This is a genomic window from Mesorhizobium sp. M7A.F.Ca.US.005.03.1.1 (assembly GCF_003997975.1).
Taxonomy (GTDB): domain Bacteria; phylum Pseudomonadota; class Alphaproteobacteria; order Rhizobiales; family Rhizobiaceae; genus Mesorhizobium; species Mesorhizobium ciceri.
In genome coordinates, this window is record NZ_RZRO01000050.1 from 24,961 (window position 1) to 47,609 (window position 22,649).

At 64.5% G+C, this 22,649-nt stretch carries 19 protein-coding genes; 12 read left to right on the forward strand and 7 right to left on the reverse strand.

Features of this window, described 5'->3' with window-relative positions:
• Positions 1-3 precede the first annotated feature (3 nt).
• Positions 4-465, forward strand: coding sequence for a GNAT family N-acetyltransferase (locus EN990_RS20450; RefSeq protein WP_013529636.1), 462 nt, complete (start codon positions 4-6; stop codon positions 463-465).
• On the opposite strand, the gene EN990_RS20455 is transcribed toward EN990_RS20450, so the two are convergent.
• Complete coding sequence (locus tag EN990_RS20455; protein ID WP_127368211.1) at positions 460-855, reverse strand: hypothetical protein; 396 nt, start codon at positions 853-855, stop codon at positions 460-462. The two genes, EN990_RS20450 and EN990_RS20455, sit on opposite strands and share 6 nt — an antisense overlap.
• Before the next feature lie 23 nt (positions 856-878).
• Positions 879-1,088, reverse strand: a complete 210-nt coding sequence (locus tag EN990_RS20460; RefSeq protein WP_013529634.1) for a SlyX family protein — start codon at positions 1,086-1,088, stop codon at positions 879-881.
• Between the two features lie 227 nt (positions 1,089-1,315).
• Between EN990_RS20460 and EN990_RS20465 the strand changes: the two genes are divergently transcribed.
• Genes EN990_RS20465 through deoA form a run of 6 tightly spaced genes read left to right on the forward strand, consistent with a single transcriptional unit; the run spans position 1,316 to position 7,564 of the window.
• Positions 1,316-2,848: an ABC transporter ATP-binding protein gene (locus EN990_RS20465; protein WP_013529633.1), complete on the forward strand. Its 1,533-nt coding sequence runs from the start codon at positions 1,316-1,318 to the stop codon at positions 2,846-2,848.
• Entirely contained in the window at positions 2,845-3,984 is a 1,140-nt protein-coding gene (locus tag EN990_RS20470; RefSeq protein ID WP_024502793.1) for an ABC transporter permease, read from the forward strand. Before EN990_RS20465 ends, EN990_RS20470 begins: the two co-directional genes overlap by 4 nt.
• Before the next feature lies 1 nt (position 3,985).
• Entirely contained in the window at positions 3,986-4,957 is a 972-nt protein-coding gene (locus tag EN990_RS20475) for an ABC transporter permease (protein ID WP_024502794.1), read from the forward strand.
• 55 nt (positions 4,958-5,012) lie between these two features.
• Positions 5,013-5,405 carry a cytidine deaminase gene (cdd, locus tag EN990_RS20480; protein ID WP_013529630.1) on the forward strand — a complete coding sequence of 131 codons (393 nt, stop codon included), beginning with the start codon at positions 5,013-5,015 and terminating at the stop codon, positions 5,403-5,405.
• 30 nt (positions 5,406-5,435) lie between these two features.
• Positions 5,436-6,245: a purine-nucleoside phosphorylase gene (locus EN990_RS20485; RefSeq protein ID WP_024502795.1), complete on the forward strand. Its 810-nt coding sequence runs from the start codon at positions 5,436-5,438 to the stop codon at positions 6,243-6,245.
• On the forward strand, positions 6,245-7,564 hold the full coding sequence (deoA, locus tag EN990_RS20490) for a thymidine phosphorylase (RefSeq protein WP_127368793.1): 1,320 nt from the start codon (positions 6,245-6,247) through the stop codon (positions 7,562-7,564). The genes EN990_RS20485 and deoA overlap by 1 nt, the downstream gene beginning before the upstream one ends.
• An 86-nt stretch (positions 7,565-7,650) precedes the next feature.
• On the opposite strand, the gene EN990_RS20495 is transcribed toward deoA, so the two are convergent.
• The 3 genes from EN990_RS20495 to EN990_RS20510 all read right to left on the reverse strand — a co-directional run bounded on the left by EN990_RS20495 (position 7,651) and on the right by EN990_RS20510 (position 10,189).
• Positions 7,651-8,214 carry a TIGR02281 family clan AA aspartic protease gene (locus tag EN990_RS20495; protein ID WP_024502797.1) on the reverse strand — a complete coding sequence of 188 codons (564 nt, stop codon included), beginning with the start codon at positions 8,212-8,214 and terminating at the stop codon, positions 7,651-7,653.
• A gap of 224 nt (positions 8,215-8,438) precedes the next feature.
• Positions 8,439-9,068 carry a uracil phosphoribosyltransferase gene (gene upp / locus EN990_RS20505; protein ID WP_013529626.1) on the reverse strand — a complete coding sequence of 210 codons (630 nt, stop codon included), beginning with the start codon at positions 9,066-9,068 and terminating at the stop codon, positions 8,439-8,441.
• 146 nt (positions 9,069-9,214) lie between these two features.
• Positions 9,215-10,189, reverse strand: a complete 975-nt coding sequence (locus tag EN990_RS20510; protein ID WP_127368791.1) for an adenosine deaminase — start codon at positions 10,187-10,189, stop codon at positions 9,215-9,217.
• A 134-nt stretch (positions 10,190-10,323) separates the two neighbouring features.
• On the opposite strand from EN990_RS20510, the gene ubiE reads away from it, so the two are divergent.
• The 5 genes from ubiE to coaBC all read left to right on the forward strand — a co-directional run bounded on the left by ubiE (position 10,324) and on the right by coaBC (position 14,737).
• Positions 10,324-11,100 (forward strand): bifunctional demethylmenaquinone methyltransferase/2-methoxy-6-polyprenyl-1,4-benzoquinol methylase UbiE, encoded by a 777-nt coding sequence (ubiE, locus tag EN990_RS20515; RefSeq protein WP_013529624.1) that lies wholly within the window; start codon positions 10,324-10,326, stop codon positions 11,098-11,100.
• A gap of 70 nt (positions 11,101-11,170) precedes the next feature.
• Positions 11,171-12,745, forward strand: coding sequence for a 2-polyprenylphenol 6-hydroxylase (ubiB, locus tag EN990_RS20520; protein WP_024502800.1), 1,575 nt, complete (start codon positions 11,171-11,173; stop codon positions 12,743-12,745).
• Positions 12,746-12,825: 80 nt separating this feature from the next.
• Positions 12,826-13,083 carry a plasmid stability protein gene (locus EN990_RS20525; RefSeq protein ID WP_013529622.1) on the forward strand — a complete coding sequence of 86 codons (258 nt, stop codon included), beginning with the start codon at positions 12,826-12,828 and terminating at the stop codon, positions 13,081-13,083.
• Positions 13,084-13,085: 2 nt separating this feature from the next.
• Positions 13,086-13,508, forward strand: a complete 423-nt coding sequence (locus EN990_RS20530) for a type II toxin-antitoxin system VapC family toxin (RefSeq protein ID WP_127368790.1) — start codon at positions 13,086-13,088, stop codon at positions 13,506-13,508.
• Positions 13,505-14,737, forward strand: a complete 1,233-nt coding sequence (coaBC, locus tag EN990_RS20535; RefSeq protein ID WP_127368789.1) for a bifunctional phosphopantothenoylcysteine decarboxylase/phosphopantothenate--cysteine ligase CoaBC — start codon at positions 13,505-13,507, stop codon at positions 14,735-14,737. Before EN990_RS20530 ends, coaBC begins: the two co-directional genes overlap by 4 nt.
• 85 nt (positions 14,738-14,822) lie before the next feature.
• Here the strand turns inward: coaBC and EN990_RS20540 are convergent, their stop codons facing one another.
• Together EN990_RS20540 and EN990_RS36690 are read right to left on the reverse strand one after the other, a co-directional pair.
• Positions 14,823-15,401 (reverse strand): invasion associated locus B family protein, encoded by a 579-nt coding sequence (locus tag EN990_RS20540; protein ID WP_024502803.1) that lies wholly within the window; start codon positions 15,399-15,401, stop codon positions 14,823-14,825.
• A 35-nt stretch (positions 15,402-15,436) separates the two neighbouring features.
• Complete coding sequence (locus tag EN990_RS36690) at positions 15,437-22,549, reverse strand: autotransporter outer membrane beta-barrel domain-containing protein (RefSeq protein ID WP_281056291.1); 7,113 nt, start codon at positions 22,547-22,549, stop codon at positions 15,437-15,439.
• Between the last annotated feature and the right edge of the window lie 100 nt (positions 22,550-22,649).

Consider the following 22,649-nt stretch of genomic DNA (forward strand, 5'->3'; position numbering starts at 1 on the left):
CAGATGCAGCCGACGATCGGACCCATGGGCGAGCACGACGTAGCAGCGGTCGCGCAACTGCGCCTGTCTGCCTTTTTCGAGGGAACCGGAAGGACTCTCGGGGAAGATGCTGCAGGGCTTCGCGACTTGATCGCCGGTGACGGTTTCGAGGCGGCATTCGTGGCCCGGATCGGCGACACCCCGGTCGGGACATGCCTGCTGGTCCGCCACGAATTGGAGCCCGCGCATGATCTGACGCCATGGCTGGCCGGGTTGGTTGTCGATGCAAGGTATCGACGCCAAGGCATCGCCACCGCGCTGGTCAAGGCAACGGAAGCCCATGCGGCGTCACGGGGCGTCGAGATGCTCTATCTCTACACATGGGATGCGCGTGGTTTCTACGCGGCCCTCGGCTGGAACATCGTTGAGATATGCAGTTCGGACGGCGAGACGATGGCTCTGATGTCTCGCCGGCCTCGCCTATAGCAGCTTCGCGACGAGACAACCGAGCGCGAACGCCACCATCAGTCCGGCGGCAACCACAAATCCACGCCGGCCGCCCAGCGCGTGGACGCCGACGCCGTATGGCCGCTGCGACAGGCTTCGGATCACGGTTGGCGGCCTGGCGTCGCTCAGGCCAGAACTACGCATCTGCGGCAGGTCGCCAATGCGCTGCGTGATCTGCTTCCAGCGCTCTTCGCCATCCCCCGGTTCGGCACGGTCGAAGACGTGCATGCGCTCGGCAAGTCGCACGACCTCGTCGCGGAAGGCCGGGTCGATCTCCAGATCACGTTCGGCCCGTTCGCGCTCCGCATCGTTCATCAGGCCACGCACATAGTCGCTGGCCCGTGCAATGCGATCGCTTTCACTGGCCATGGCGTGCGCCCTTCCCTTTTTCCTCACCAGTGCGGCGGCTTGGTTACAGGCACTTCATCTCCCGTCTGCTCCTCCAGCGCCAGGAAGCGATCCGTCAGCGCGTCGAGCTTGCGCTGCATGCGCTCGATCACTTTCCACTGCTCGGCGATCTGGCCGGACAGTTCCTCGATGGTCTTCTCCTGCTCGGCGGCGCGGATTTCCAGCGTCGTCAGCCGGTCGGCGGGTATGGTCATGTGAATTCCCCAGTCTTCACCGCGATGTCTTGCGCCGCGATGTCTTGCGCCGCAATGCGAATTTCGGCTCCGTCATACTAGCGAATGTGAAGGCCCCGGCCACGTTGCAAATTGACAAGCGCACCGGGATTTGTCGAGAGTGAACCTGCTCCGCCAATTGGCACGGGCGGAGCGTCATGCTAGGCGTTTTGACCAAGCGATAAAAAAATAAGAGTGGGACAGGCTGCATGGCGCAAGCCGCAATCGAGTTGATCGGCATCAACAAGAGTTTTGGTGCGGTGCGCGCCAACCGGGACATCAATCTTGAGATCGGTCGCGGCACGATCCACGGCATTGTCGGCGAGAACGGCGCTGGCAAGTCGACGCTGATGTCGATCCTCTACGGCTTCTACCAGGCCGACAGCGGCGAGATCCGCGTTGGCGGCCAGCCGGCTTCGATCAAGACCCCCAATGACGCCATCGCGCTCGGCATCGGCATGGTGCATCAGCACTTCATGCTGGTCGACAATTTCACAGTGCTGGAGAACGTCATCCTCGGCGCCGAAAGCGATGCGCTCTTGAAGAAGAGCATCGCCAAGGCGCGCTCCGAACTGGAGCGGCTGGAGCGTGAATACGGGCTGGAAGTCGATCCCGATGCAATCATCGAGGAACTGCCGGTCGGCCTGCAGCAGCGTGTCGAGATCCTGAAGGCGCTCTATCGCGGCGCCGAGATCCTGATCCTCGACGAACCGACGGGCGTTTTGACGCCGGCCGAAGCCGACCATCTGTTCCGCATCCTTCGGCAGTTGAAGGACCAGGGCAAGACGGTGGTGCTGATCACCCACAAATTGCGCGAGATCATGGCCATCACCGACACGGTGTCGGTCATGCGCCAGGGCACGATGGTGGCGACGCGCGAGACCAGGAAGACGACTGTCGAGGAACTGGCCGAGCTGATGGTCGGCCGGCGCGTGCTCTTGCGGGTCGAGAAGGGCGAGGCAGAGGCCGGCGCCGTCAAGCTCGCAGTCAAGAACCTGACGGTCAGGGATACGCGCGGCGTCACCATGGTCGACGACATCTCCTTCGATATCAGGGCCGGCGAGATCGTCGGCATCGCCGGTGTCGCCGGCAACGGACAATCCGAACTGCTCGAGGCGATTTCCGGCATCAGGCGTGCCGTTTCCGGCTCGGTCATGCTGGATGGCAAGCCGATCGACCTGACCGGTGCCGCCGACCCCGGAGAGTTGCGCGACCGTGGCCTGGCGCATGTGCCGGAGGACCGCCATCACGTCGGGCTGGTGCTGGCCTTCGAGGAGAACGAGAATTCGATCCTCGGCTATCACGATGATCCCCGCTATTTGAAGGGGCCGTTCCTCAACATCGATGCCATCCGCAACGATGCCAGGGACAAGATCGCCAAATACGACATCCGCCCGGCCGACTGCCGGCTGAAGACCGCCAATTTCTCCGGCGGCAACCAGCAGAAGATCGTGCTGGCACGGGAGATGGAACAGGACCCGGGCGTGCTGATCGTCGGCCAGCCGACACGCGGCGTCGATGTCGGCGCCATCGAGTTCATCCACAAGCGCCTGATCGCCATGCGCGATCAGGGCAAGGCGGTGCTGGTGGTGTCGGTCGAGCTGGACGAGATCCGTTCGCTGTCCGACCGTATCCTGGTGATGTTTGCCGGCCGCATCGTCGGCGAGCGCGGCTCCGAAGCGACCGAGGGCGAGCTCGGCCTGCTGATGGCCGGCATCGAGCACCAGGAGGCAGCACTTTGAGCACGCCTTACGCCAAACTGCCGGCCTGGGCCGACTATGGCCTGATCCCGCTGATCAATCTGTTCGTCGCCTTCGTCGTCGCCGGCTTCGTCGTGCTTCTGGTCGGTGAGAATCCGTTGCGCGCCGCCGTCATCCTGGTCGAAGGCGCCTTCGGCAAAGGCACAGGCATCGCCTTCACCCTGTTTTATGCCACCACCTTCATCTTCACCGGGCTTTCGGTGGCGGTGGCCGCGCATTGCGGCCTGTTCAACATCGGCACCGAGGGGCAGGCCTACATCGCCGGCCTTGGCATCGCCATCGTCTGCCTGAGCTTCGACAGTACACTGCCGTGGTGGCTGACCTTCCCGCTGGCGATCATTGCTGCGGCGGCGGTGGGCGCATTGTGGGCGCTTATCCCGGCCTATCTGCAGGCCAAGCGCGGCTCGCACATCGTCATCACCACCATCATGTTCAACTTCATCGCCGCCTCGATCATGGTTTACCTGCTGGTCGGCCCGTTGAAGCCAGCCGCCTCGCAAGCGCCGCAGACGCGCAACTTCCTCGCCGGCGCGGAACTGCCCAAACTCAACTGGATCATCGAGCTGTTCGGCGCCAAGATCCGTTCGGCGCCGCTCAACGTCACCTTCCTGCTGGCGCTGGTCATGGCCTTCCTGGTCTGGCTGCTGATCTGGCGCACCAAGCTCGGCTACGAGATGCGCACCTACGGTCACAGCCCGAAGGCGGCACGCTATGCCGGCATTTCCGAAACCCGCATCATCATCACCGCCATGATGATCTCGGGCGCACTGGCCGGCATGATGGCGCTCAATCCGGTGATGGGCGATCAGCACAATGTCGCCATCGACTTCGTTTCCGGCGCCGGCTTCGTCGGCATCGCCGTGGCGCTGATGGGCCGCCTGCACCCTGTCGGCATCGTATTGGCGGCGGTCCTGTTCGGCATGCTCTACCAGGGCGGCGCCGAACTCGCCTTCGAGATGCCGGCAATCAGCCGCGACATGATCGTCATCATTCAAGGCCTGGTGATCCTGTTTGCCGGTGCCCTCGAGCACATGTTCCGGCCCTATATCCAGGCGCTGTTTGCCTCGTTCAGTCCGCGATCGGTCGGCATGGAAGCGGTCAAGGGGAAAGGTGCCTGAGATGGATGTGTTCAACGCGATCATCCAGACACTGGACTCCACCATCCGCCTCTCGGTGCCGCTGCTGCTTGCTTGCCTCGCCGGGCTCTATTCGGAACGCGCCGGCATCTTCGACATCGGCCTCGAAGGCAAGATGCTTGTCGGCGCCTTCGCCGGTGCGGCCGCAGCTTCCGTGTTCCATTCGGCCTTTCTCGGCCTCGGCATGGCGGTCGTGATCTCGGTCGCCTTCGCCATGATCCACGGCTTTGCCTCGATCACTCATCGCGGCAACCAGATCGTCTCCGGCGTGGCGATCAATTTCATCGCCGCCGGCTCAACCATCATCCTCGGCCAGGCCTGGTTCCAGCAGGGCGGGCGCACGCCGGCGCTGCAACCGGGCGAGCGCTTCGAGGCCATCACCTTGCCGGGCGCCGAGGCCATCCGCGACGTGCCGATCATCGGACCGGTCTATGCCGAACTCCTGTCGGGCCACTCGATCCTGGTCTATCTTGCCTTCCTGATGGTGCCGTTCACCTGGTGGGTGCTGTTTCGCACCCGCTTCGGCCTGCGCCTTCGCGCCGTCGGCGAGAACCCGGCCGCCGTCGACACCGCCGGCATCTCGGTCGCCTGGCTGCGCTACCGGGCGCTGATCTGCACCGGCATCCTCACCGGCATTGCCGGCGCCTACCTGTCGATGGTGCAAAATGGCGGCTTCGTGAAGGACATGACTGCCGGCAAGGGCTATATCGCGCTGGCAGCCTTGATCTTCGCCAAGTGGAAGCCGGTCAACGCCATGTTCGCCTGCCTGCTGTTTGGCTTCCTGGACGCAGCGTCGATCCGCCTGCAAGGATCCCCGCTGCCCATCATCGGCAAGGTGCCGGCGCAGTTCATGCAGGCGTTGCCCTACATCCTCACCGTCATCCTGCTCGCCGGCTTCATCGGCAAGGCCATTCCGCCACGCGCCGGCGGCGTGCCTTACGTCAAGGAACGTTGAGCGACGGGTCGGCTTTGCGCCGGGTTTTGAACACGATCATCGGAGAGAACGCTGAATGTCGCATGATCTGTTCGAGGCCGCCAAGGCCGCCATGGCCAAGGCCTACGCGCCCTATTCTAAGTTTCCGGTCGGCGCTGCCCTGCGCACCGAGGACGGTCGCGTCTTTACCGGCGCCAACATCGAAGTCGCCTCCTATCCGGAAGGCTGGTGCGCCGAGACCACGGCGCTCGGCCACTACATCATGGGCGGCGGCGGCAAGATCGTGGAAATCGCCGTGCTTGCCGAACGCATGGCCAAATGCTCGCCTTGCGGCGGCTGCCGCCAGCGGCTTGCCGAATTCTGCCGGCCGGAAACAAAGCTCTATCTCTGCGACAATGCGGGTGTGGCCGAAACCGTGACCATGGGCGACATGCTGCCTTACGGCTTCCGCGGCGATATTTTGAAATGAGCAACAGGCTCAAATGAACAGCTGGCAACGATGACGGAAAAAGCCCTGGATCATCTCGTCGAAAGGCTGGACGGCCTGGCGCCGGCCACGGCACTGGTGCTCGGCTCGGGCCTCGGCGGTCTGGTCGACCAGATCGAGGACCCGATCCGCATCTCCTATGCCGACCTGCCCGGCTTTCCCAGAAGCGGTGTCACCGGGCACGCCGGCGAAGTGGTGGCAGGGCTGTTTGCCGGCGTGCCGGTGCTGCTGCTGTCGGGCCGTGCCCATTACTATGAGCACGGCAACGCCGCGGCGATGCGGCCGGTGCTGGAAGTGCTTGCCGGCATCGGCATCACGAAACTGATCCTCACCAATGCCGCCGGCTCGGTCGATCCGGACATGCCGCCGGGCTCGGTGATGCTGATATCGGACCACATCAATTTCTCGGGCACCAACCCGCTGATCGGCGAACCAAGCGACCGGCGTTTTGTCGGCCTGACCGAAGCCTATGATGCCGGCATCCGCCAGGCCATCGAGCGGGCGGCAAAAGCGACCGGCACCACCCTGCACAAGGGCGTCTATATGTGGTTCTCCGGCCCATGCTTCGAAACGCCGGCCGAAATCCGCATGGCGCGCATCATGGGCGCCAATGCGGTCGGCATGTCGACCGTACCGGAGGTCATTCTCGCCCGCTTCCTCGGACTGCGCGTCGCCGCCTGTTCGGTCATCACCAATCTGGCGGCCGGCATGACCGGGGCCGAGCTTTCGCACCAGGAGACCAAGGACATGGCGCCGGTCGGCGGCGCGCGGCTGGCGACGATCCTGCAGCGCGTGTTCCGCGACGGACTGCTGGAGATCTGATGCTTCCCCAGGAAATCATCCGCCGCAAGCGCGATGGCCTCAGGCTGTCGGAGGAGGAGATCGCCGGCTTCGTCGCGGGCGTGACGTCAGGCGCCGTTACCGACGGCCAGGCCGGCGCCTTCGCCATGGCGGTGTTCTTCAACGGCATGAACCGCGACGAGGCCGTGGCGCTGACGCTGGCGATGCGCGATTCCGGCGATGTGCTCGACTGGTCGGACCTGCCAGGCCCGGTCACCGACAAGCATTCGACCGGCGGCGTCGGTGACAATGTCTCGCTGATGCTGGCGCCGATCGTCGCCGCCTGCGGCGCCTATGTGCCGATGATCTCGGGCCGTGGCCTTGGCCACACCGGCGGTACGCTGGACAAGATGGATGCCATCCCGGGCTACATCAGCCAGCCCGATGTCGCGCTGTTTCGCAAGGCGGTGCTCGAAACAGGCTGTGCCATCATCGGCCAGACCGCCGACCTCGCGCCCGCCGATCGACGACTCTATGCGATCCGCGATGTCTCCGGCACGGTCGAATCGGTGCCGCTGATCACCGCTTCGATCCTGTCGAAGAAGCTGGCGGCCGGGCTGCAATCGCTGGTGCTCGACGTCAAGGTCGGCAACGGCGCCTTCATGGAAAAATCGCGCGACGCCACCGCACTCGCCAACAGCCTGGTTGAGATCGCCAACGGCGCCGGACTGAAGGCCTCGGCGTTGATCACCGGCATGAACGAGCCGCTGGCGTCGGCCGCCGGCAACGCAGTCGAGGTGCGCAACGCCGTCGATTTCCTCACCGGCCGGTATCGTGACCGTCGGCTCGAAGATGTGACGCTGGCGCTGGCCGCCGAAATGCTGCAGTCGGCCGGGCTGGTGTCGTCCAACCAGGATGGCATGCGGCGCGCCACCGAGACGCTCGCCAGCGGCCGCGCCGCCGCCACTTTCGCACGCATGGTGGCCGCGCTTGGCGGCCCCGCCGATTTCATCGAGAAACCGGAAAAATATCTGCCTGCGGCGGCGACCGAACTTGCCGTCAAGGCGACCGCAAATGGCTTCGTCACCGGCATCGCCACCCGCGATATCGGGCTCGCCGTGGTCGGCCTGGGAGGTGGACGCACGCGGCCGGACGACCAGATCGACCCTGCGGTCGGCATCACCAGACTATTGCCGGTCGGTGCGGAGGTTGGGATCGGCGAGCCGCTGGCGCTGATCCATGCCCGCTCATCGGCCGATGCCGAGGCCGCCGCGGCAACCGTGCTTTCGGCCTATATGGTCGGCGCCTCGAAGCCGCCCGCCGACAAGTCGGTCATCCGGCGGATTCTGCCGCGCGGCTAGAGCAATTCCAGGAAAAGTGTGAAACGGTTCTCCCCGGGAAAAAGCGCATAGCGCTTTCCCTTGGGAATTTGGGAAAACGAATAGCCTTACTGGACGAGCAGCAGCGTGCCGTTCTCGACCTGGTATTTGTCGAGCCGGTTGAGGAAGCTCATGCCGATCAGATTGGTGCGCAGCGCCCTGTCGTCGAGCACGATGGTCTGGACGTCATTGACGGTGATGCTGCCGATCTGCAGGCGGTCGATCATGGCCACGGCCGCCTTGATGGTGCCGTTGGCGGTGTTGACCTCGCGGTTGAAGTCGGAAGCGTTCAGCGACAGGCCGATCCTGCGTGCCGTCGAAATGTTGATGGCGACCAATGTGGCGCCGGTGTCGATCATGCCGTCGACCTGACGTCCGTTGAGCTTGAAGGGTGACGAGAAATGCCCGCGTTCGTCTGCCGCGACGAGGACCTTGCGGCCCATCGGCAGCGGTGCCGCGGGCTTGTTGGGCACCGATGCCAGATTGACGTTCGGCTGGGCTTCGACCGCTTGTTTGCCCGGCACCGCCGACCTCAGCAGGTTTTCGACGAGTTGCGGATTCGACTGATACACAATCGGTATCGATGCCGATGTACCGGCGAAAACGGCGAGGATCAGAAGTTTGCGCAGCATGGATCGGCCTCGCCGCATGACCCCGAAAATCGGGAACGATTTTCGGAAAGGCTCATGCACAAAATCAAAGTGCTACAGCGTCCTTTGCGCGTCCGAAACGGACGCGCGGCGCTGTAGTGACAGCCGATCGTTAAGCCCGGATGGTGTTTGCCGCTTTAACGCGCGCCAAAACCGCGCCTTTGCGTAAATATTTGGTAAATCGTACCAGGCGACTTGGTCTGGTATTACTTGGTCCCGTACATGCGGTCGCCGGCGTCGCCGAGGCCGGGCATGATGTAGCCCTTCTCGTTGAGCTGGCGGTCGATCGAAGCGGTGAAGACGGGAACGTCCGGATGCGCCTTGATGAAGCGCTCGATGCCTTCGGGCGCCGCCAGCAGGCAAAGGAAACGGATGTTGGTGGCGCCGCGCTCTTTCAGCTTGTCGATCGCCGCGATCGCCGAATTGGCGGTGGCCAGCATCGGATCGACGACGATCACCAGCCGGTCGGCGAGGTCGCTCGGCGCCTTGAAGAAATATTCGACCGCCTCCAGCGTTTCGTGATCGCGGTAGAGACCGACATGGGCGACGCGCGCCGCCGGCACCAGGTCGAGCAGGCCTTCCAGCAAGCCGTTGCCGGCGCGCAGCACCGAGGCGAAGACCAGTTTCTTGCCCTCGAGCGTCGGCGCTTCCATGGTTTCCATCGGCGTTTCGATGGTCGTCGTCGTCAGTTCGAGATTGCGGGTGACCTCGTAGCCGAGCAGCAGCGAGATTTCGCGCAGCAGCCGGCGGAAGCCCGCCGTCGAGGTTTCCTTCTTGCGCATGATGGTCAGCTTGTGCTGGACAAGCGGGTGGTCGACGACGGTGACGCCCTGCATGGTGTTCTCCTGATGCCTGCGCCCGAAAATGCGCGCATCGCCCTTTCGGACGCGCCGCGCTTCAAGCTGCCTGGGCGAACCCTAGCGGCAATGCGCCGGCCAAGGAACCGCTTGGCCCGCACCGACCACAGCTTTGTCGGCGGAAATCAGCGTGCCGCGCTGTTCAACCGGGCAAGAAGTGCCGTCTTTGTCTTTCTATCGACGAAAGCGGCCTCGATGGCCGTTCTGGTGACGGCGGTCAGCGCCTTGTCGTTCATCGAGAAATGCTCGGCAGCGATATCGTATTCACGCTTGAGCGAGGTCCAGAAATAGGGCGGATCGTCGGAATTGAGCGTCATCTTGCAGCCTGCCGCCTGCAGGGCCGGAAACGGATGATCGGCGAAACTGTCGAACACCTTGAGCGCGATGTTGGAACCGGGGCAGCATTCCAGCACGATGCCCTCGTCGGCGATGCGCCGGACGAGGTCCAGGTTCTCGATGGCGCGCACGCCATGGCCGATGCGGGACGGACGGATGTGATCCAGCGCCGCCTGGACGGTCTCCCAGCCCGTCAGTTCGCCGGCATGGATGGTGATGCCGAGCCCGGCTTCGCGAGCGATCTCGAAAGCCCTGACATAGTCCTCCATATCACCGATCCGCTCATCGCCGGCAACGCCGAAACCGGTGACCAGCGGATGCCCGCAGCGCGCCGCGAAGCGCGCCGCCTGCTCGATCGACTCGACGCCGACATGGCGCACGCCGGTGACGATCATGCGGCCCTCGATGCCGGTCTTGGCCTTGGCGCGGGCCATGCCTTCGCCGAGCGCGTCGGTATAGGCCTTGGGCGACAGGCCGGCTTTTTTAGCGTGGTCCGGCGAGGTGAACACCTCGGAATAGATGGCGCCATCGCGGGCAAGGCTGGTCAGATAGTGGTCGGCCAGCCGCGCATAGTCCTCCTCGGTCCGGAACAGATCGGCGGAAAAATCATAAGCCGCCAGGAAGGAGGTGAAATCGTGCCAGACGAAGGAACCGTTCTGGATATAGGGCGAGGTGTCCTTGCCGTATTTCTGCGCCTGGCGGATGACGAGTTCGGGCGCCGCTGCCCCTTCGATGTGGCAGTGCAGTTCCGCTTTCAAAGGCATTCAATCATCCCGTCGGTCCGTCCAGGTCTCGAAAACCCGCCACCTGGAAGCGCGGCTGAACACCGCGCCTTAAACAATAGCGCCCGCACCATCGATCGGCTATGGTCCCGCCGGTTTTATGACGGATCAAAAAAATGTCAGTTGAGAGAACCACGGCCGCGGGCGGCATGGAAACCTCCTATGGTTTCAAGCGTGTAGGGGCTGGCGACAAGCAGTCCCTGGTCAACGATGTTTTCCACAAGGTCGCCAACCGCTACGACCTGATGAACGATCTGATGTCGGCCGGCCTGCACCGGCTGTGGAAGGACGCCATGGTCACCTGGCTCAATCCGCCTAAACGGGCGGGCTGGAAGGTGCTCGACGTTGCCGGAGGCACCGGCGACATTGCCTTTCGCATCGTCGATGCCAGCCACGGCAATGCCCATGCCACTGTGCTCGACATCAATGGCTCGATGCTGGCTGTCGGCCGCGACCGGGCCGAAAAGAAGGGCCTGTCCGGCAACACCGATTTCGTCGAGGCCAATGCCGAGGAACTGCCCTTCCCTGATGCCACATTCGATGCCTATACCATCGCTTTCGGCATCCGCAACGTACCGCGCATCGAGGTGGCCTTGGGCGAAGCGTTTCGCGTGCTGAAGCCCGGTGGGCGCTTCCTGTGCCTGGAATTTTCCGAGGTCGAGATGCCGCTGCTCGACAAGGCCTATGAAGCCTGGTCGTTCAACGCCATTCCAAAGATCGGCAAGATGGTCACCGGCGACGGCGAGCCCTATTCCTATCTGGTCGAATCGATCGCCAGGTTTCCCAACCAGCAGAATTTCGCGACGATGATTTCCCGCGCCGGCTTCGACCGCGTTTCCTTCCGCAACTATTCCGGCGGTATTGCAGCACTTCATTCGGGCTGGAAGCTTTGAGGCCGGACCGCATTTCTCACAATCGACGTGTGCTATGCCGGCTCAAAGAGCCGGCAGGGTTGGCGCGGCCATGAGCAATGTCAGTGCAGGATTCCGGCTCGTAAGGGCCGGCTGGGTGCTGGTCCGCGAGGGTGTCGTCGCCGCTCTGCCGGGTGAGGAACTGTCCGGCCTGCCGAAGTTCGGCTGGCGGATGGCACGGCTGTTCACGCGCCGCCGCGCGCTGGCCTATGAGCGCAGCGACCGGCTGGCCAAGGCGGTCGTCCGGCTCGGTCCCTCCTATGTAAAGCTCGGCCAGTTCCTGGCGACACGGCCCGACGTCGTCGGCAACGACATGGCGCTCGATCTCGCCATGTTGCAGGACAAGATGCACACCTTTCCGAAGGCCGAAGCCATAGCGGCCATCGAAGCCTCGCTCGGGCGCAAAGTCGGCGATCTCTACGCGCAATTCGGCGATCCGGTCGCCGCCGCCTCCATCGCCCAGGTCCATGCCGCCGACGCCATGCATGACGGCGTTGCCACCAAGGTGGCGGTCAAGGTGATCCGGCCCGGCGTGCGCCGCCGCTTCTTCCAGGATCTCGAAAGCTATTTCCTTGCCGCTCGCCTGCAGGAGAAATACATCCCCTCGTCCCGCCGGCTGCGGCCGGTCGAGGTCACCCAGACGCTGGCTCAGACCACCAAGATCGAGATGGATCTTCGCCTCGAGGCGGCGGCCCTCTCGGAGCTCGGCGAAAGCACCAGGCACGACCCCGGCTTTCGCGTGCCGTCCGTCGACTGGGAGCGTACCGGCCGCGACGTGTTGACCATGGAGTGGGTCGACGGCGTGAAGATGAACGACATTGCCGGACTGGTCGCGGCGGGCCACGATCTGAAAACCATCGCCACAAACCTGATCCAGTCGTTCCTGCGCCACACGCTGCGCGACGGATTTTTCCACGCCGACATGCATCCGGGCAATTTGTTCGTCGAGGCGAACGGCACCATCGTTGCCGTCGATCTCGGCATTGCCGGCCGGCTCGGCAAGAAGGAGCGCCGCTTCCTCGCCGAAATCCTCTACGGCTTCATCACGCGCGACTATTTGCGCGTCGCTGAGGTCCATTTCGAGGCCGGCTATGTGCCGCGCCAGCACAATGTCGCGGCCTTCGCGCAGGCGATCCGGGCGATCGGCGAGCCGATCCATGGCCAGCCGGCCGAGACCATCTCGATGGCCAAGCTTCTGACGCTGCTGTTCGAGGTTACCGAGCTCTTCGACATGGCGACGCGGCCCGAACTGATCCTGCTGCAGAAGACCATGGTGGTGGTCGAGGGCGTGGCGCGCACGCTCGACCCGGCCTTCAACATGTGGAAGACTGCCGAGCCGGTGGTCGGCGACTGGATATCAGGCAATCTTGGGCCGCGTGGCATGATGATGGATGCGCGCGATGGCGCCAAGGCGCTGCTGACGCTGGCCCGCCAGGTGCCCGAGCTTGCGGCGCGCACTGACCGGCTGTCGCGCGAGATCGACCTGATGGCCGAGCATGGCCTGCGCTTCGACGAGACCACTGCCCACGCCATCGGCAAGGCCGAAGCGCGCTACAGCCGTTCCGGCCGCTGGGCACTCTGGGTGATCGCGCTGACGCTGGTCTATATCGCCTGGAAGATGATCTGAGTCTCGGTGACAGCAGTGCCGGCATTGCTATCATTGAAAGCAACGCTTTCATGGACTAGGTTGAGGTAAGGAGCAAAAACATGAGCACACTTACCATCCGCAATCTCGACACCAACGTGAAGCAGAAACTGCGTGAGCGAGCTGCCGTGAGGGGAGTCTCAATGGAAGAGGAAGCGCGTAGCGTTCTTGCCAAGAGTGTTCTTTCGGACGGTGTGGACCAAGACCCTCGGGGAGAGTCACTCTATGCCGCGATTCGTAGGCTGGTTGAGCCCCATGGCGGTTTCGATGTCGAGTTGCCGGAGCGCGGCCCTACGCGCGAGCCACTGAAATTTGACTAACCATGTTCGTGCTGGATACGAATGTTATCTCGGAAACCTTCAAACCACGGCCGGATGCAGGGGTGGCTACCTGGATGGATAGCTCGCTCGCGACCCGCTCATATGTCACGGTGATGACCAAGGCAGAGCTGCTCGTTGGGCTTGCGAACATGCCGGACGGAACGCGTAAGGCTGCACTGGGTAGTGTCATCGGGGCCTTTTTCACCAAATGGCTCAAGACCCCAGTGCTCGCGTTCGGTGACCGCGAAGCCGAAGCATACGCGGAGATTGTTTCGAACAGACGATTTCTGGGACGTCCTATACGCGAATTTGACGCACAGATCGCCTCGGTTGCTCGCTCGCGGGGCTTTGCGGTGGTGACTAGAAATGTTGCTGACTTTTCCGATTGCGGTATCAGCATAGTCAATCCTTGGGAGGGTGCATGAGCCTCTCCGGCAAGCGCATCCTGCTCATCATCGGCGGCGGCATCGCCGCCTACAAAGCGCTGGATCTGATCCGCCGGCTGCGCGAGCGCGGGGCCGCGGTTCGGGTGGTCATGACATCGGCCGCGCAGGAATTCGTCACCACGCTGTCGGTCGGCGCGCTCTCCGCCGACCATGTCTTCACCGAGCTGTTCGACCGCAATGACGAACACGATGTCGGCCATATCAGGCTGTCGCGCGAGGCCGATCTGCTGGTGGTGGCGCCCGCCACCGCCGACCTGATGGCGAAGCTCGCAAACGGCCACGCCAACGATCTGGCCTCCACCGTGCTTGTCGCCACCGACAAGCCGGTGCTGATGGCGCCGGCCATGAACCCCAGAATGTGGGCGCATCCGGCCACCCGCCGCAACCGCGCGACGCTGCAGAAGGACGGCGTCACCTTCGTCGGCCCGGCCAGGGGCGAGATGGCCGAAAGCAATGAGGCGGGCGAAGGCCGCATGGCCGAGCCGCTGGAGATCGTTGCCGCGGTCGAGGCGCTGCTCGATGTCGGCCCCAGGCCGCTGTCGGGGCGCAAGATCATCGTCACCTCCGGCCCGACCCATGAGCCGATCGACCCGGTGCGCTACATCGCCAACCGCTCGTCCGGCAAGCAGGGCCATGCCATCGCGGCAGCACTGGCCAGGCTCGGCGCCGATGTGCGCCTCGTCTCCGGCCCTGTCGGCATCGCCGATCCCCCCGGAGTGAAGACCATTCACGTCGAGCGTGCGCAGGAGATGCGCGACGCGGTGGAACGGCTCTTGCCCGCAGATGCGGCGGTGTTCGTCGCCGCCGTGGCCGACTGGCGCACCGAGAACTCGGCCGGTGAGAAGATCAAGAAGGTCGCGGGCGAAGAGCCGCCGGTGCTGCGCATGGTCGAGAATCCCGACATTCTCGCCGGCGTCGGCCATCACAGCCAGCGACCCGGCCTGGTTATCGGCTTCGCCGCCGAGACACAGGATCTCCTGCGCAACGCCGAGGCCAAGCTCAAGAAGAAAGGCGCCGATCTCATCGTTGCCAACGACGTGTCGCAGGGAAGCGGCGTCGGCTCTTCGGGCGTGATGGGCGGCGATCGCAACCGGGTGCGGATCGTGTCAAAGGCCGGTGTCGAGGAATGGCCGGAGATGAGCAAGGACGAAGTGGCGGCTCGGCTTGCCGCCCTGATCGCCGAACGGCTTAAAACAATCGTCGTTTGACTGAAAAATGTTCTGCTGCAGTGACGCACCGCCCTGCCGCGAGACTGCGTTCAGGCGGCGCGCGCTTTAAGTCCTGCGGCTCACATCAATTGGTCAAAAGCTCCGCGGTCCGGGCAAGTGCGCCGGCGAAGCCGTTGAGCGGAATGGAAAAGCTCACCGCTTGTCCGGTGTCTGCCGCGAAAGCGTCGATCTTCAGCGTGGTGCCTGATTTCAGCAGCGGCGTGACAGTCGCATCGAACACCACCGGCACCAGACAGCCGACGACCTGGCAGGTGTTGAACGCCAGGCTGCCGTCCAGCTTCTGATCGTCGATGGTCAGGCTCACCCCCTTGGCCAGCGCCAGGCCGAACGGCAGCGCAAGCGTTCCCGTGGCATCCTCGCCGGTCTTGCTCGACAGCTCGATCGCCAGCAGGCGCTGATTGTTCTGCTTGTTGAATTGCTGATGCGACAGGCTGCAAGTTTTGGTCGCGCCTGATATCTGGCAATTGACCGTCCAGTCGCCGTGGGTTTCGGACAGTGCCGACGCGCCACCGGGCAACTGCGGCGCATCGGCGGCAGCCGGTGCCGCGACCGCCTTGTCGCTCTTGGTTTGCGCTGCAACGGCCGGCACACCGACGGTGCAGGCAACACCCAGCATCGCCACGAAATACGCGAACTTCCTCATCAAGACCCCTCCCGCCCGGCTCCGCCTCGGGCCAGCTAGAAGCTGACCTTGAGAGACGCGCTGATCGCGTTCTGTTTAACCGTTTCGCCGAAGGCGCCATTATATCTGACGGACATGCCGACGCCATTGACGCCATTCAGTTCAAGGCCGGCGCCGACCCGATAGAGCGGCGAATCGACGGCCTCCGTCAAGTGCAATGCGGGGTTGCCAGGCAGATTCTCCGCCGCCGCGAAGCGACCTTCGATTTCCCACTCCTTGTTGGAAAACTCCGCCCCGGCCTTGCCGTAGACGCGAAGGCTGGCAATGTCGCTGAGCGCGATGTCGGTGCCGATCTCGATTGCAGGGGTTGCAGAATAGTAGGTGTTGGCCGAGCCATCGAAGTTGAAGGCGGCGACCGAACCCTCCTCCGTGCCTGAGACACGCAGCCAGCGCGCGTCGAACTGCACTGTCGGCTGCAGATAGAACGCGCCCATCTCCCGGGTGAAACCCAACCGCGCCGAGCCGCCGAACATCGCGGTCTTCTGTGTGTAGGTGACGCTGCTGCCGATGCCAGGCAGCATTACCTCGTCGAGATAATCACCCACCAACGTTTCGCCCGGAATGTAGAATGCCGGGTCGATATGGGTGTCGCGTTCGCCCTTGAACGAGCCCGTGCCGCCACCGAGTGCAAAGTCCACGAAGTAATTCTTGTTGGTATATTTGGCCAGCGCATAGGCCTGCCAGGCCTCACCGGTGGTCTCCGACAGCAGGTCGCCATCAAAGCCGATCTTGGAATCGAACTCTGTGCGGCCGATCGTGGCACCAAGCGACCAGTTCTGGCCGATCTCGCCAATGCCGCCAAGCGACATCGTCTTCAGGACGTCGTCGCGGCTTGTAGTGCCAGCACCCGCGTCGCGGCCGTACTCGGCCTGCGGGCTGATCGTTGCCCAGACGCAGCGGCCGTCGGGATTCTTGTAGGCAGGCACGCCAGTACACTCACGCGCCGCTTCCAGCATCATGTCGGCTTCGCGGTTGATCATGTCGAACGTATGCACGGCATAATGCGGTGTGAGCCGGGTCAATGCTGCACCCAGTTCCTCTTCATTGGGCAGGAAGCGCAGCATGTTGATCAGCCTGGCCATCGGGTTGTCCGGGGTCGATGCTGCCTCGACATCGTCAAGGTACTGCGCCATCTGGAACACGCCGGGATCGGTGGTGCCGGACCCCGGATCCTGCGCCAGTTCCAGGAATGTCGGGTTGTCGGCGTAAAGAACGAGATCGGTGCCGCCATCCACCCGGAACTGGAAGTTGAAGCCCACTGCCGGATGCAAGGTCTTCGCTGCTATGCCGGAGTCGGTCATCCCCGAGCCATTGGCGACCACATATTCCGTGAACAGCTTATCGATCGACAGGAAATTCAGCGGCGCTTCGCCGTTGAAGTCACCGGCCGCCGTTAGTGCCAGGGCATCCGTGATCTGGTTGTTGAGATCCACATCGGTGACGAAATCGCCGGAGAGGTTTTGTTTGAAGCCGCCGCCGACATCCACCTTCGCCACCACGCCGATGCCCTGGTTGGTATAGAGCCCGTCATTGGTGAACAGCCCGCCGCCGAGATCGATGGTTTTCAGTCCGACCATCGAGGCATCGGCAAAATTGTGGAAGCTGTTGTCGCCGCCGCCGAGATCGATGTTGCCGATGACGCGTCCCAGCGTGTCGTCCAGCCGCGAATTGTCGACATGGTCATCACCCGACGTGCCGGTAATGGCCAGCGGACTGAAATCGTCGAGCAGCGATTCCAGGATCGCATTGGTCGGCACGACGGGACCGGGCGCCAACAGGAAGGTCTGGAATGCCTGGATATCCGCTGCCTGGATCTCGAATGTCGGCGTCGCTCCCATTGCGTAGAGCAGGCTGTGGTTGGTCAGCGCGTTGTTGGCGCCGCCGACGAGCATGGCGGCAACGCCGGTTCCGGCGCCGCCAATCGTGTAATGACCGTTGAGATTGATGGTGATGTTGCCTTTCGCGCCGTTGGCTGTGCTTTCGCCGTAGGCGGCCACGGAACCAGCACCCTGCGCGAACAGGCTGTCGCCCGCGGTCAGCGTAACCGCGTGCGCGTCGCCGATGCCGGTCGCGCTCTGTCCGAACATGGCATACGAGCTCGCACCCTTGACCCAGACCTGGCTCATGGCCGTCGCCGTCGCCGCCGCGGCATCGCCGATGCCACCGCCGGAACCGGCAGCGCCGGTGGAGAGCGTGCCGGCCAGGCCGCCGCCGCCGCCCACCGCCTGGGCCACGATGCCGTGCGCCCGCTCGCCATCGGTGACGATCTCGCCGTCCTGCTGGATGGTCACCGTGCCGCCATTGCCCTTGGCACCCGCAAATGTGTTGAAGCCGATGGTGTTGTTGTCGATGCCGCTGCCGCCATCCGCCGTGGCGCCGAAGCGCCCAAAGCCGGCGCCGCCGATGCCGCCGCCGCCGCCGACCGACTGAGCGATGATGGCGACCGCATCGACACCATGCGTGGTGATGGTGCCGGTGCGGATCACGGTCACCTCGCCGCCATCGCCGCCATTGCCGCCAAGGCCGCCGATGCCGAGCGCGTTCGAGGTTTTACCTTTTGCGTCGCCGCCGACACCGCCGCCGCCGCCCACCGACTGCGCCACGACGCCATGCGCGCGGGCGCCGAAGGTTTCGATCGATCCGGAAACCTCAACCCTCACATCTCCGCCATCGCCGCCGTTGCCGCCCTTGCCGCCCAGGCTGAGGGCAAAAGAGTCGGACCCGGCGAAGTCGGACGAAACCGTGCCGCCATATCCGCCACCGCCGCCGATGGACTGGGCGAAGATGCCGTATGACCCATCCTTGTGTGTGATGATCTCGCCATCGTTGGTGACGGTGACCTTGCCACCATCGGCCTCGTTGTCGGGGTCGTTGGGGTCGCCGACCACCGGGATCGGAATCCCGTTGGGTATGCTGGCACCGCCACCGATTGTCATGTCTGCTTCCGATGCGCCGGTCGCGGCACCCGAGGCACCACCGCCACCGCCGATCGACTGCGCAAAAATGCCGTGCGAGATATAGCCCAGTGTTTCAATCTTGCCGAAGTTGTTGACCTCGACCTCACCGCCGATGCTGCCACTGCCGCCTTGGCCGCCAATATACATGGTAACGGCCGTCTCGGCCTTACCGGTCTCCGTCGAGCCAGCGCCACCCGCACCACCGCCGCCGCCCACCGACTGTGCGAAGATGCCGTGCGAGTTGTCGTCCTGCGTCAGGATCGAACCGCTCTGGAAGTTCTGGACGTGAACCTTGTCGCTGGTACCGCCAGCGCCGCCGGCGCCGCCGAGGCTCAGCGTGATGGCGATCTTCGAGTCGGTGGATGACGTGCCGGACGCGCCGCCGACGCCACCGGAGCCGCCGATCGACTGCGCCAGGATGCCGTGGGAATTGGCCTTGTCGGTCTGGATTATGCCGCTGTTTTCGACATTGACCTTGCCGCCGTTGCCGCCGACCTCACCCGAGCCGCCAAGCGACAGGTTTACCGCGACTTCACCGCCATCGCTCTTGCCCTTGCTTTCGCCGGCACCACCTGCGCCGCCGCCGCCACCGACCGACTGCGCGAAGATGCCTATCGAGCGCTCCTGCTTGGTCCATATCGTTGCGCCGGCCATATTGACGACATCGACCTGGTTGCCATTGCCGCCCTTGCCACCCGCACCGCCAAGCGAGCCGCCGATTGCGTAAGTGCCAAGCACGCCAGAGCTGGACGAGCCGCCGACACCGCCGCCGCCACCGATCGAATTGGCGCTGATGCCATAGGAATCGGCGCCGTCCGTGACGATCAGATTGCGGTTGGTCACCGAAACCGTGCCGCCATTGCCGGCGCCGCCGGCACCGAGCGCGATCGCCGCGCCGATACCGACCGAAGTCTCGCCAGCATCGCCTGGGCCGACGATATCCTCTTTGGTCGAAGCCGAGCCGCCGCCGCCGCCACCGCCGCCGATGGACATGGCGAGGATGCCGACCGAGTTGAACCCGCTTGTGCGGATCTCGCCCGAATTATCGACTGCGACACCGACCTTGCCATCGAAACAAGTGGCATTGCCACCTGCGTCCGCGGCACAGGCGGCATCGTTGCCTTCGCCGCCATTGCCGCCGATGCTGACATTTGCGGTAACGCTCGTGCCGGCGGTGCCGCCGACGTGGAAGGCCTGCGTGTTTGTCGCACCGCCCATGCCGCCACCGCCGCCGATCGATTGGGCAACAATGCCGGACGAATAGTCGCCGTCGGTGGTCAAATTGGCGGAATTCGTAACATCCACGGCACCGGACTTGTTGCCTGTGCCACCCGCCCCGCCAACACCAACGTTGACGGCGACGTTGACGCCGTTTTCTGTACCGAGATCGGCCGTCGCGCCATTGGTCGCTCCGCCATTGCCGCCGCCGCCGCCGATCGACTGGGCAACGATCGCGGCGCTCATGTCCCCACCCGTCTTGATCGTCATGGCGTTGTGAACGGCGACATCGCCGCTGATGTTGCCCTTGCCGCCGCCGCCACCGATGTTGACTGTCGCATTGATGCTGGCGTTGACCCCGAAGCCGCCTGCAGCTCCCCAGGAATCGCCGCCATTGCCGCCGCTGCCGGCCACCGATTGCGCGAGGATGCCGATCGCGTTGGCGCCTTTGGTAACGATGCTGCCGCCGCCATTCATGCCGCTGTCGACGATGACGAGGTCGCTCTTGCCACCGTCGCCACCCCAGCCGCCAACAGTGACACCGAGTGAAACGCTGACCCCCGTGCTGGCTGCACCCGAAATCGTGGCAGCGCGGCCGCCATTGCCGCCGCCGCCGCCGATGGACTGGGCAACGATGCCGCCGGAACCGGCTGCGTCGGTGTCGGCAATCAGGTTGCCATCAGCCCGAACCGTTACCTTTCCACCGTTGCCTCCGTTGCCGCCCTCGCCACCCACGGCAACCCCGACCGAGGCGGACACGTAGAGACCAGCGCTGACCGCGCCTGAATAAGCCGAACCGCCGTTGCCGCCACTGCCACCGACCGATTGCGCAAGGATGGCCTTCGAGCCCATGCCGCCGACATGAATGTCACCTTTGTGGGTGACCGTGACCTGGTTGCTGAGATTGCCATCGCCGCCACCGCCGCCGATCGCCACGGAAGCGGCGCCGAACAGACCGACGGCAAACGTTCCGACAGATCCGCCATTGCCGCCACCGCCGCCGACCGACTGGGCGAGAATGCCGTGTGAGAGGGAGCCCACGGTCGTGATGTTGGTGGTGTTCTTGACCTCTACCTCGCCGGCCGCGCCGCCGGCCCCGCCTTTGCCACCGATGCCGACCGCGGCAAAGGCGCCGGCCGCCATCGCAAACCCGCCGTCGCCGCCCGAGCCGCCGACCGACTGCGCGAAGATGCCGATCGACATATCCTTGTCCGTGCTGATCAGGCCTGTGTTTTCGACATAGACCTTCTTGCTCCCGCCGCCCGACGCGCCATCGCCGCCAAGCGAGAAGGACGGCCCGCCAACCGAGACGGCAAATCCGCCTGAGCCGCCACCGCCGCCGATCGACTGCGCCAGGATGCCATGAGACTGGACACCTTCGGTGTGTACCGCCGCGCCATTGGTGACATCGACGGTCCAGCCCGTGCCGCCGCCACCTCCCTTGCCACCGATTGTGACGTTGGCGCCGAGGCCGGCGGAAGCCGTGCCGCCGCCATTGCCGCCGCCACCGCCGATCGACTGGGCGATGATACCCGTGGAGCGGTCGCCAAGCGTGTGAATCAGCCCTGAATTGATGCCGACCGTCACTGCCTTGGCGTCGCTGGCAGTGCCGGCCTTGCCGCCGATGCTGACAGCAGCCACAAGACCCGCGCCGTTCAACGAGAAGCCGCCATTGCCACCGCCGCCGCCGACCGACTGCACGATGACGCCGGCCGAGTCCGACTGATGGGTCGTGACGTCAAGTGTTGTCGTCGAGAAGAACTTTGCCGTCCCGGCTTCGCCGCCCCCCGCGCCCGAACCACCGATGCCCACGCTTGCGTTGACGCTCAGGCCGAACTGGCCGCCGCCATTTCCGCCACCGCCACCGATCGACTGCACGATGATACCGGCCGACCTTTCGCGGAAAGTCTCGACCGAACCATTATAGGTGGCTTCCGTCGCCACGCCCTTGCCGGCCGCGCCGCCTCTTCCCCCCATGCCGAAGCCGGCAATCGCCGACAGTGTGCCGGAAAAGCCGCCATTGCCGCCGCCGCCGCCGACCGACTGCACGATCAGGCCGGCCGAATCCGCGCCGTCCGTGGTGATCGATTGCATCGCGCCATCAGCCGTGCGCAGCGTGACGGCATCGGCATCGCCGCCGCCTGCGCCACTGCCGCCGACACCCACACTGGCGCCGAAGCTGGCAGCGCCGGAAAAGCCGCCATTGCCGCCGCCGCCGCCGATCGATTGGGCAACGATGCCGGTCGACCGATCCCCGGAGGTGTTGACGGTGCCGCCGACGGTCGCGTCGACCACGCCGCCTTTACCCGCCTTGCCGCCACTGCCGCCGACGCCCACTGCTGCGACGGTCGAGCCGGAAAGTGCAAACCCGCCATTGCCGCCGCCGCCGCCCACCGACTGCATAAGCACGCCGATGGAATCGTCCCCGAGCGTGGTGACCTTGGCGTTCGCAACGTTGTAATTCACCTTGTCGCCGTCACCCGCCGCATCGCCTGATCCGCCTACCGACACACCCACCAGGCCGCCAATGGCAATGGCGCCGCCGCCATTGCCGCCGCCGCCGCCGACCGACTGTGCGATGATGCCGCTAGCGGAACGGCCGTTCGTCTCGACGGTCACACCGTTGCCGGCCTGATTGACGTTGACCACGCCACCCTTGCCGCCAGTGCCGCCGCCACCGCCGATGGCGACCGAAATTGCAGGCGCTACGCCGATGGCGTAGCCGCCATTGCCGCCGCCACCGCCGACCGACTGGATCAGAATGCCATGCGCGCCGTCGCCGCCGTTTCCATCGACGCCGGTCTTGATGACGCCGCCAATATTGCCGGTCGCCGTATCGCCCTGGCCGCCACCGCTTGCCTTGCCACCGATCGACACGAGACCGATGGCGCCGCCGCCATCGCCGCCGCCGCCGCCCACCGACTCGACCAGCATGCCGATGGCGCCCAGGCCACTGGTGGTGATGTTGCCGGTGTTGGTCCCCGTGGCTGCCCGGCCGTCATTGCCATCCGTACCCGCGCCGCCCCCGCCGACC

Excerpts from the sequence above, each read along its gene's own strand:
- upp (WP_013529626.1), bottom strand. The coding sequence starts at position 9,068 with ATGCAGGGCGTCACCGTCGTCGACCACCCGCTTGTCCAGCACAAGCTG.
- EN990_RS20460 (WP_013529634.1), bottom strand. The coding sequence starts at position 1,088 with ATGACCATACCCGCCGACCGGCTGACGACGCTGGAAATCCGCGCCGCC.
- EN990_RS20495 (WP_024502797.1), bottom strand. The coding sequence starts at position 8,214 with ATGCTGCGCAAACTTCTGATCCTCGCCGTTTTCGCCGGTACATCGGCA.
- EN990_RS36690 (WP_281056291.1), bottom strand. The coding sequence starts at position 22,549 with ATGCTGGTCGAGTCGGTGGGCGGCGGCGGCGGCGATGGCGGCGGCGCC.
- ubiE (WP_013529624.1), top strand. The coding sequence starts at position 10,324 with ATGTCAGTTGAGAGAACCACGGCCGCGGGCGGCATGGAAACCTCCTAT.
- ubiB (WP_024502800.1), top strand. The coding sequence starts at position 11,171 with ATGAGCAATGTCAGTGCAGGATTCCGGCTCGTAAGGGCCGGCTGGGTG.
- EN990_RS20540 (WP_024502803.1), bottom strand. The coding sequence starts at position 15,401 with ATGAGGAAGTTCGCGTATTTCGTGGCGATGCTGGGTGTTGCCTGCACC.
- coaBC (WP_127368789.1), top strand. The coding sequence starts at position 13,505 with ATGAGCCTCTCCGGCAAGCGCATCCTGCTCATCATCGGCGGCGGCATC.
- EN990_RS20530 (WP_127368790.1), top strand. The coding sequence starts at position 13,086 with ATGTTCGTGCTGGATACGAATGTTATCTCGGAAACCTTCAAACCACGG.
- deoA (WP_127368793.1), top strand. The coding sequence starts at position 6,245 with ATGCTTCCCCAGGAAATCATCCGCCGCAAGCGCGATGGCCTCAGGCTG.
- cdd (WP_013529630.1), top strand. The coding sequence starts at position 5,013 with ATGTCGCATGATCTGTTCGAGGCCGCCAAGGCCGCCATGGCCAAGGCC.
- EN990_RS20510 (WP_127368791.1), bottom strand. The coding sequence starts at position 10,189 with ATGCCTTTGAAAGCGGAACTGCACTGCCACATCGAAGGGGCAGCGGCG.
- EN990_RS20455 (WP_127368211.1), bottom strand. The coding sequence starts at position 855 with ATGGCCAGTGAAAGCGATCGCATTGCACGGGCCAGCGACTATGTGCGT.
- EN990_RS20450 (WP_013529636.1), top strand. The coding sequence starts at position 4 with ATGCAGCCGACGATCGGACCCATGGGCGAGCACGACGTAGCAGCGGTC.
- EN990_RS20475 (WP_024502794.1), top strand. The coding sequence starts at position 3,986 with ATGGATGTGTTCAACGCGATCATCCAGACACTGGACTCCACCATCCGC.
- EN990_RS20485 (WP_024502795.1), top strand. The coding sequence starts at position 5,436 with ATGACGGAAAAAGCCCTGGATCATCTCGTCGAAAGGCTGGACGGCCTG.
- EN990_RS20465 (WP_013529633.1), top strand. The coding sequence starts at position 1,316 with ATGGCGCAAGCCGCAATCGAGTTGATCGGCATCAACAAGAGTTTTGGT.
- EN990_RS20525 (WP_013529622.1), top strand. The coding sequence starts at position 12,826 with ATGAGCACACTTACCATCCGCAATCTCGACACCAACGTGAAGCAGAAA.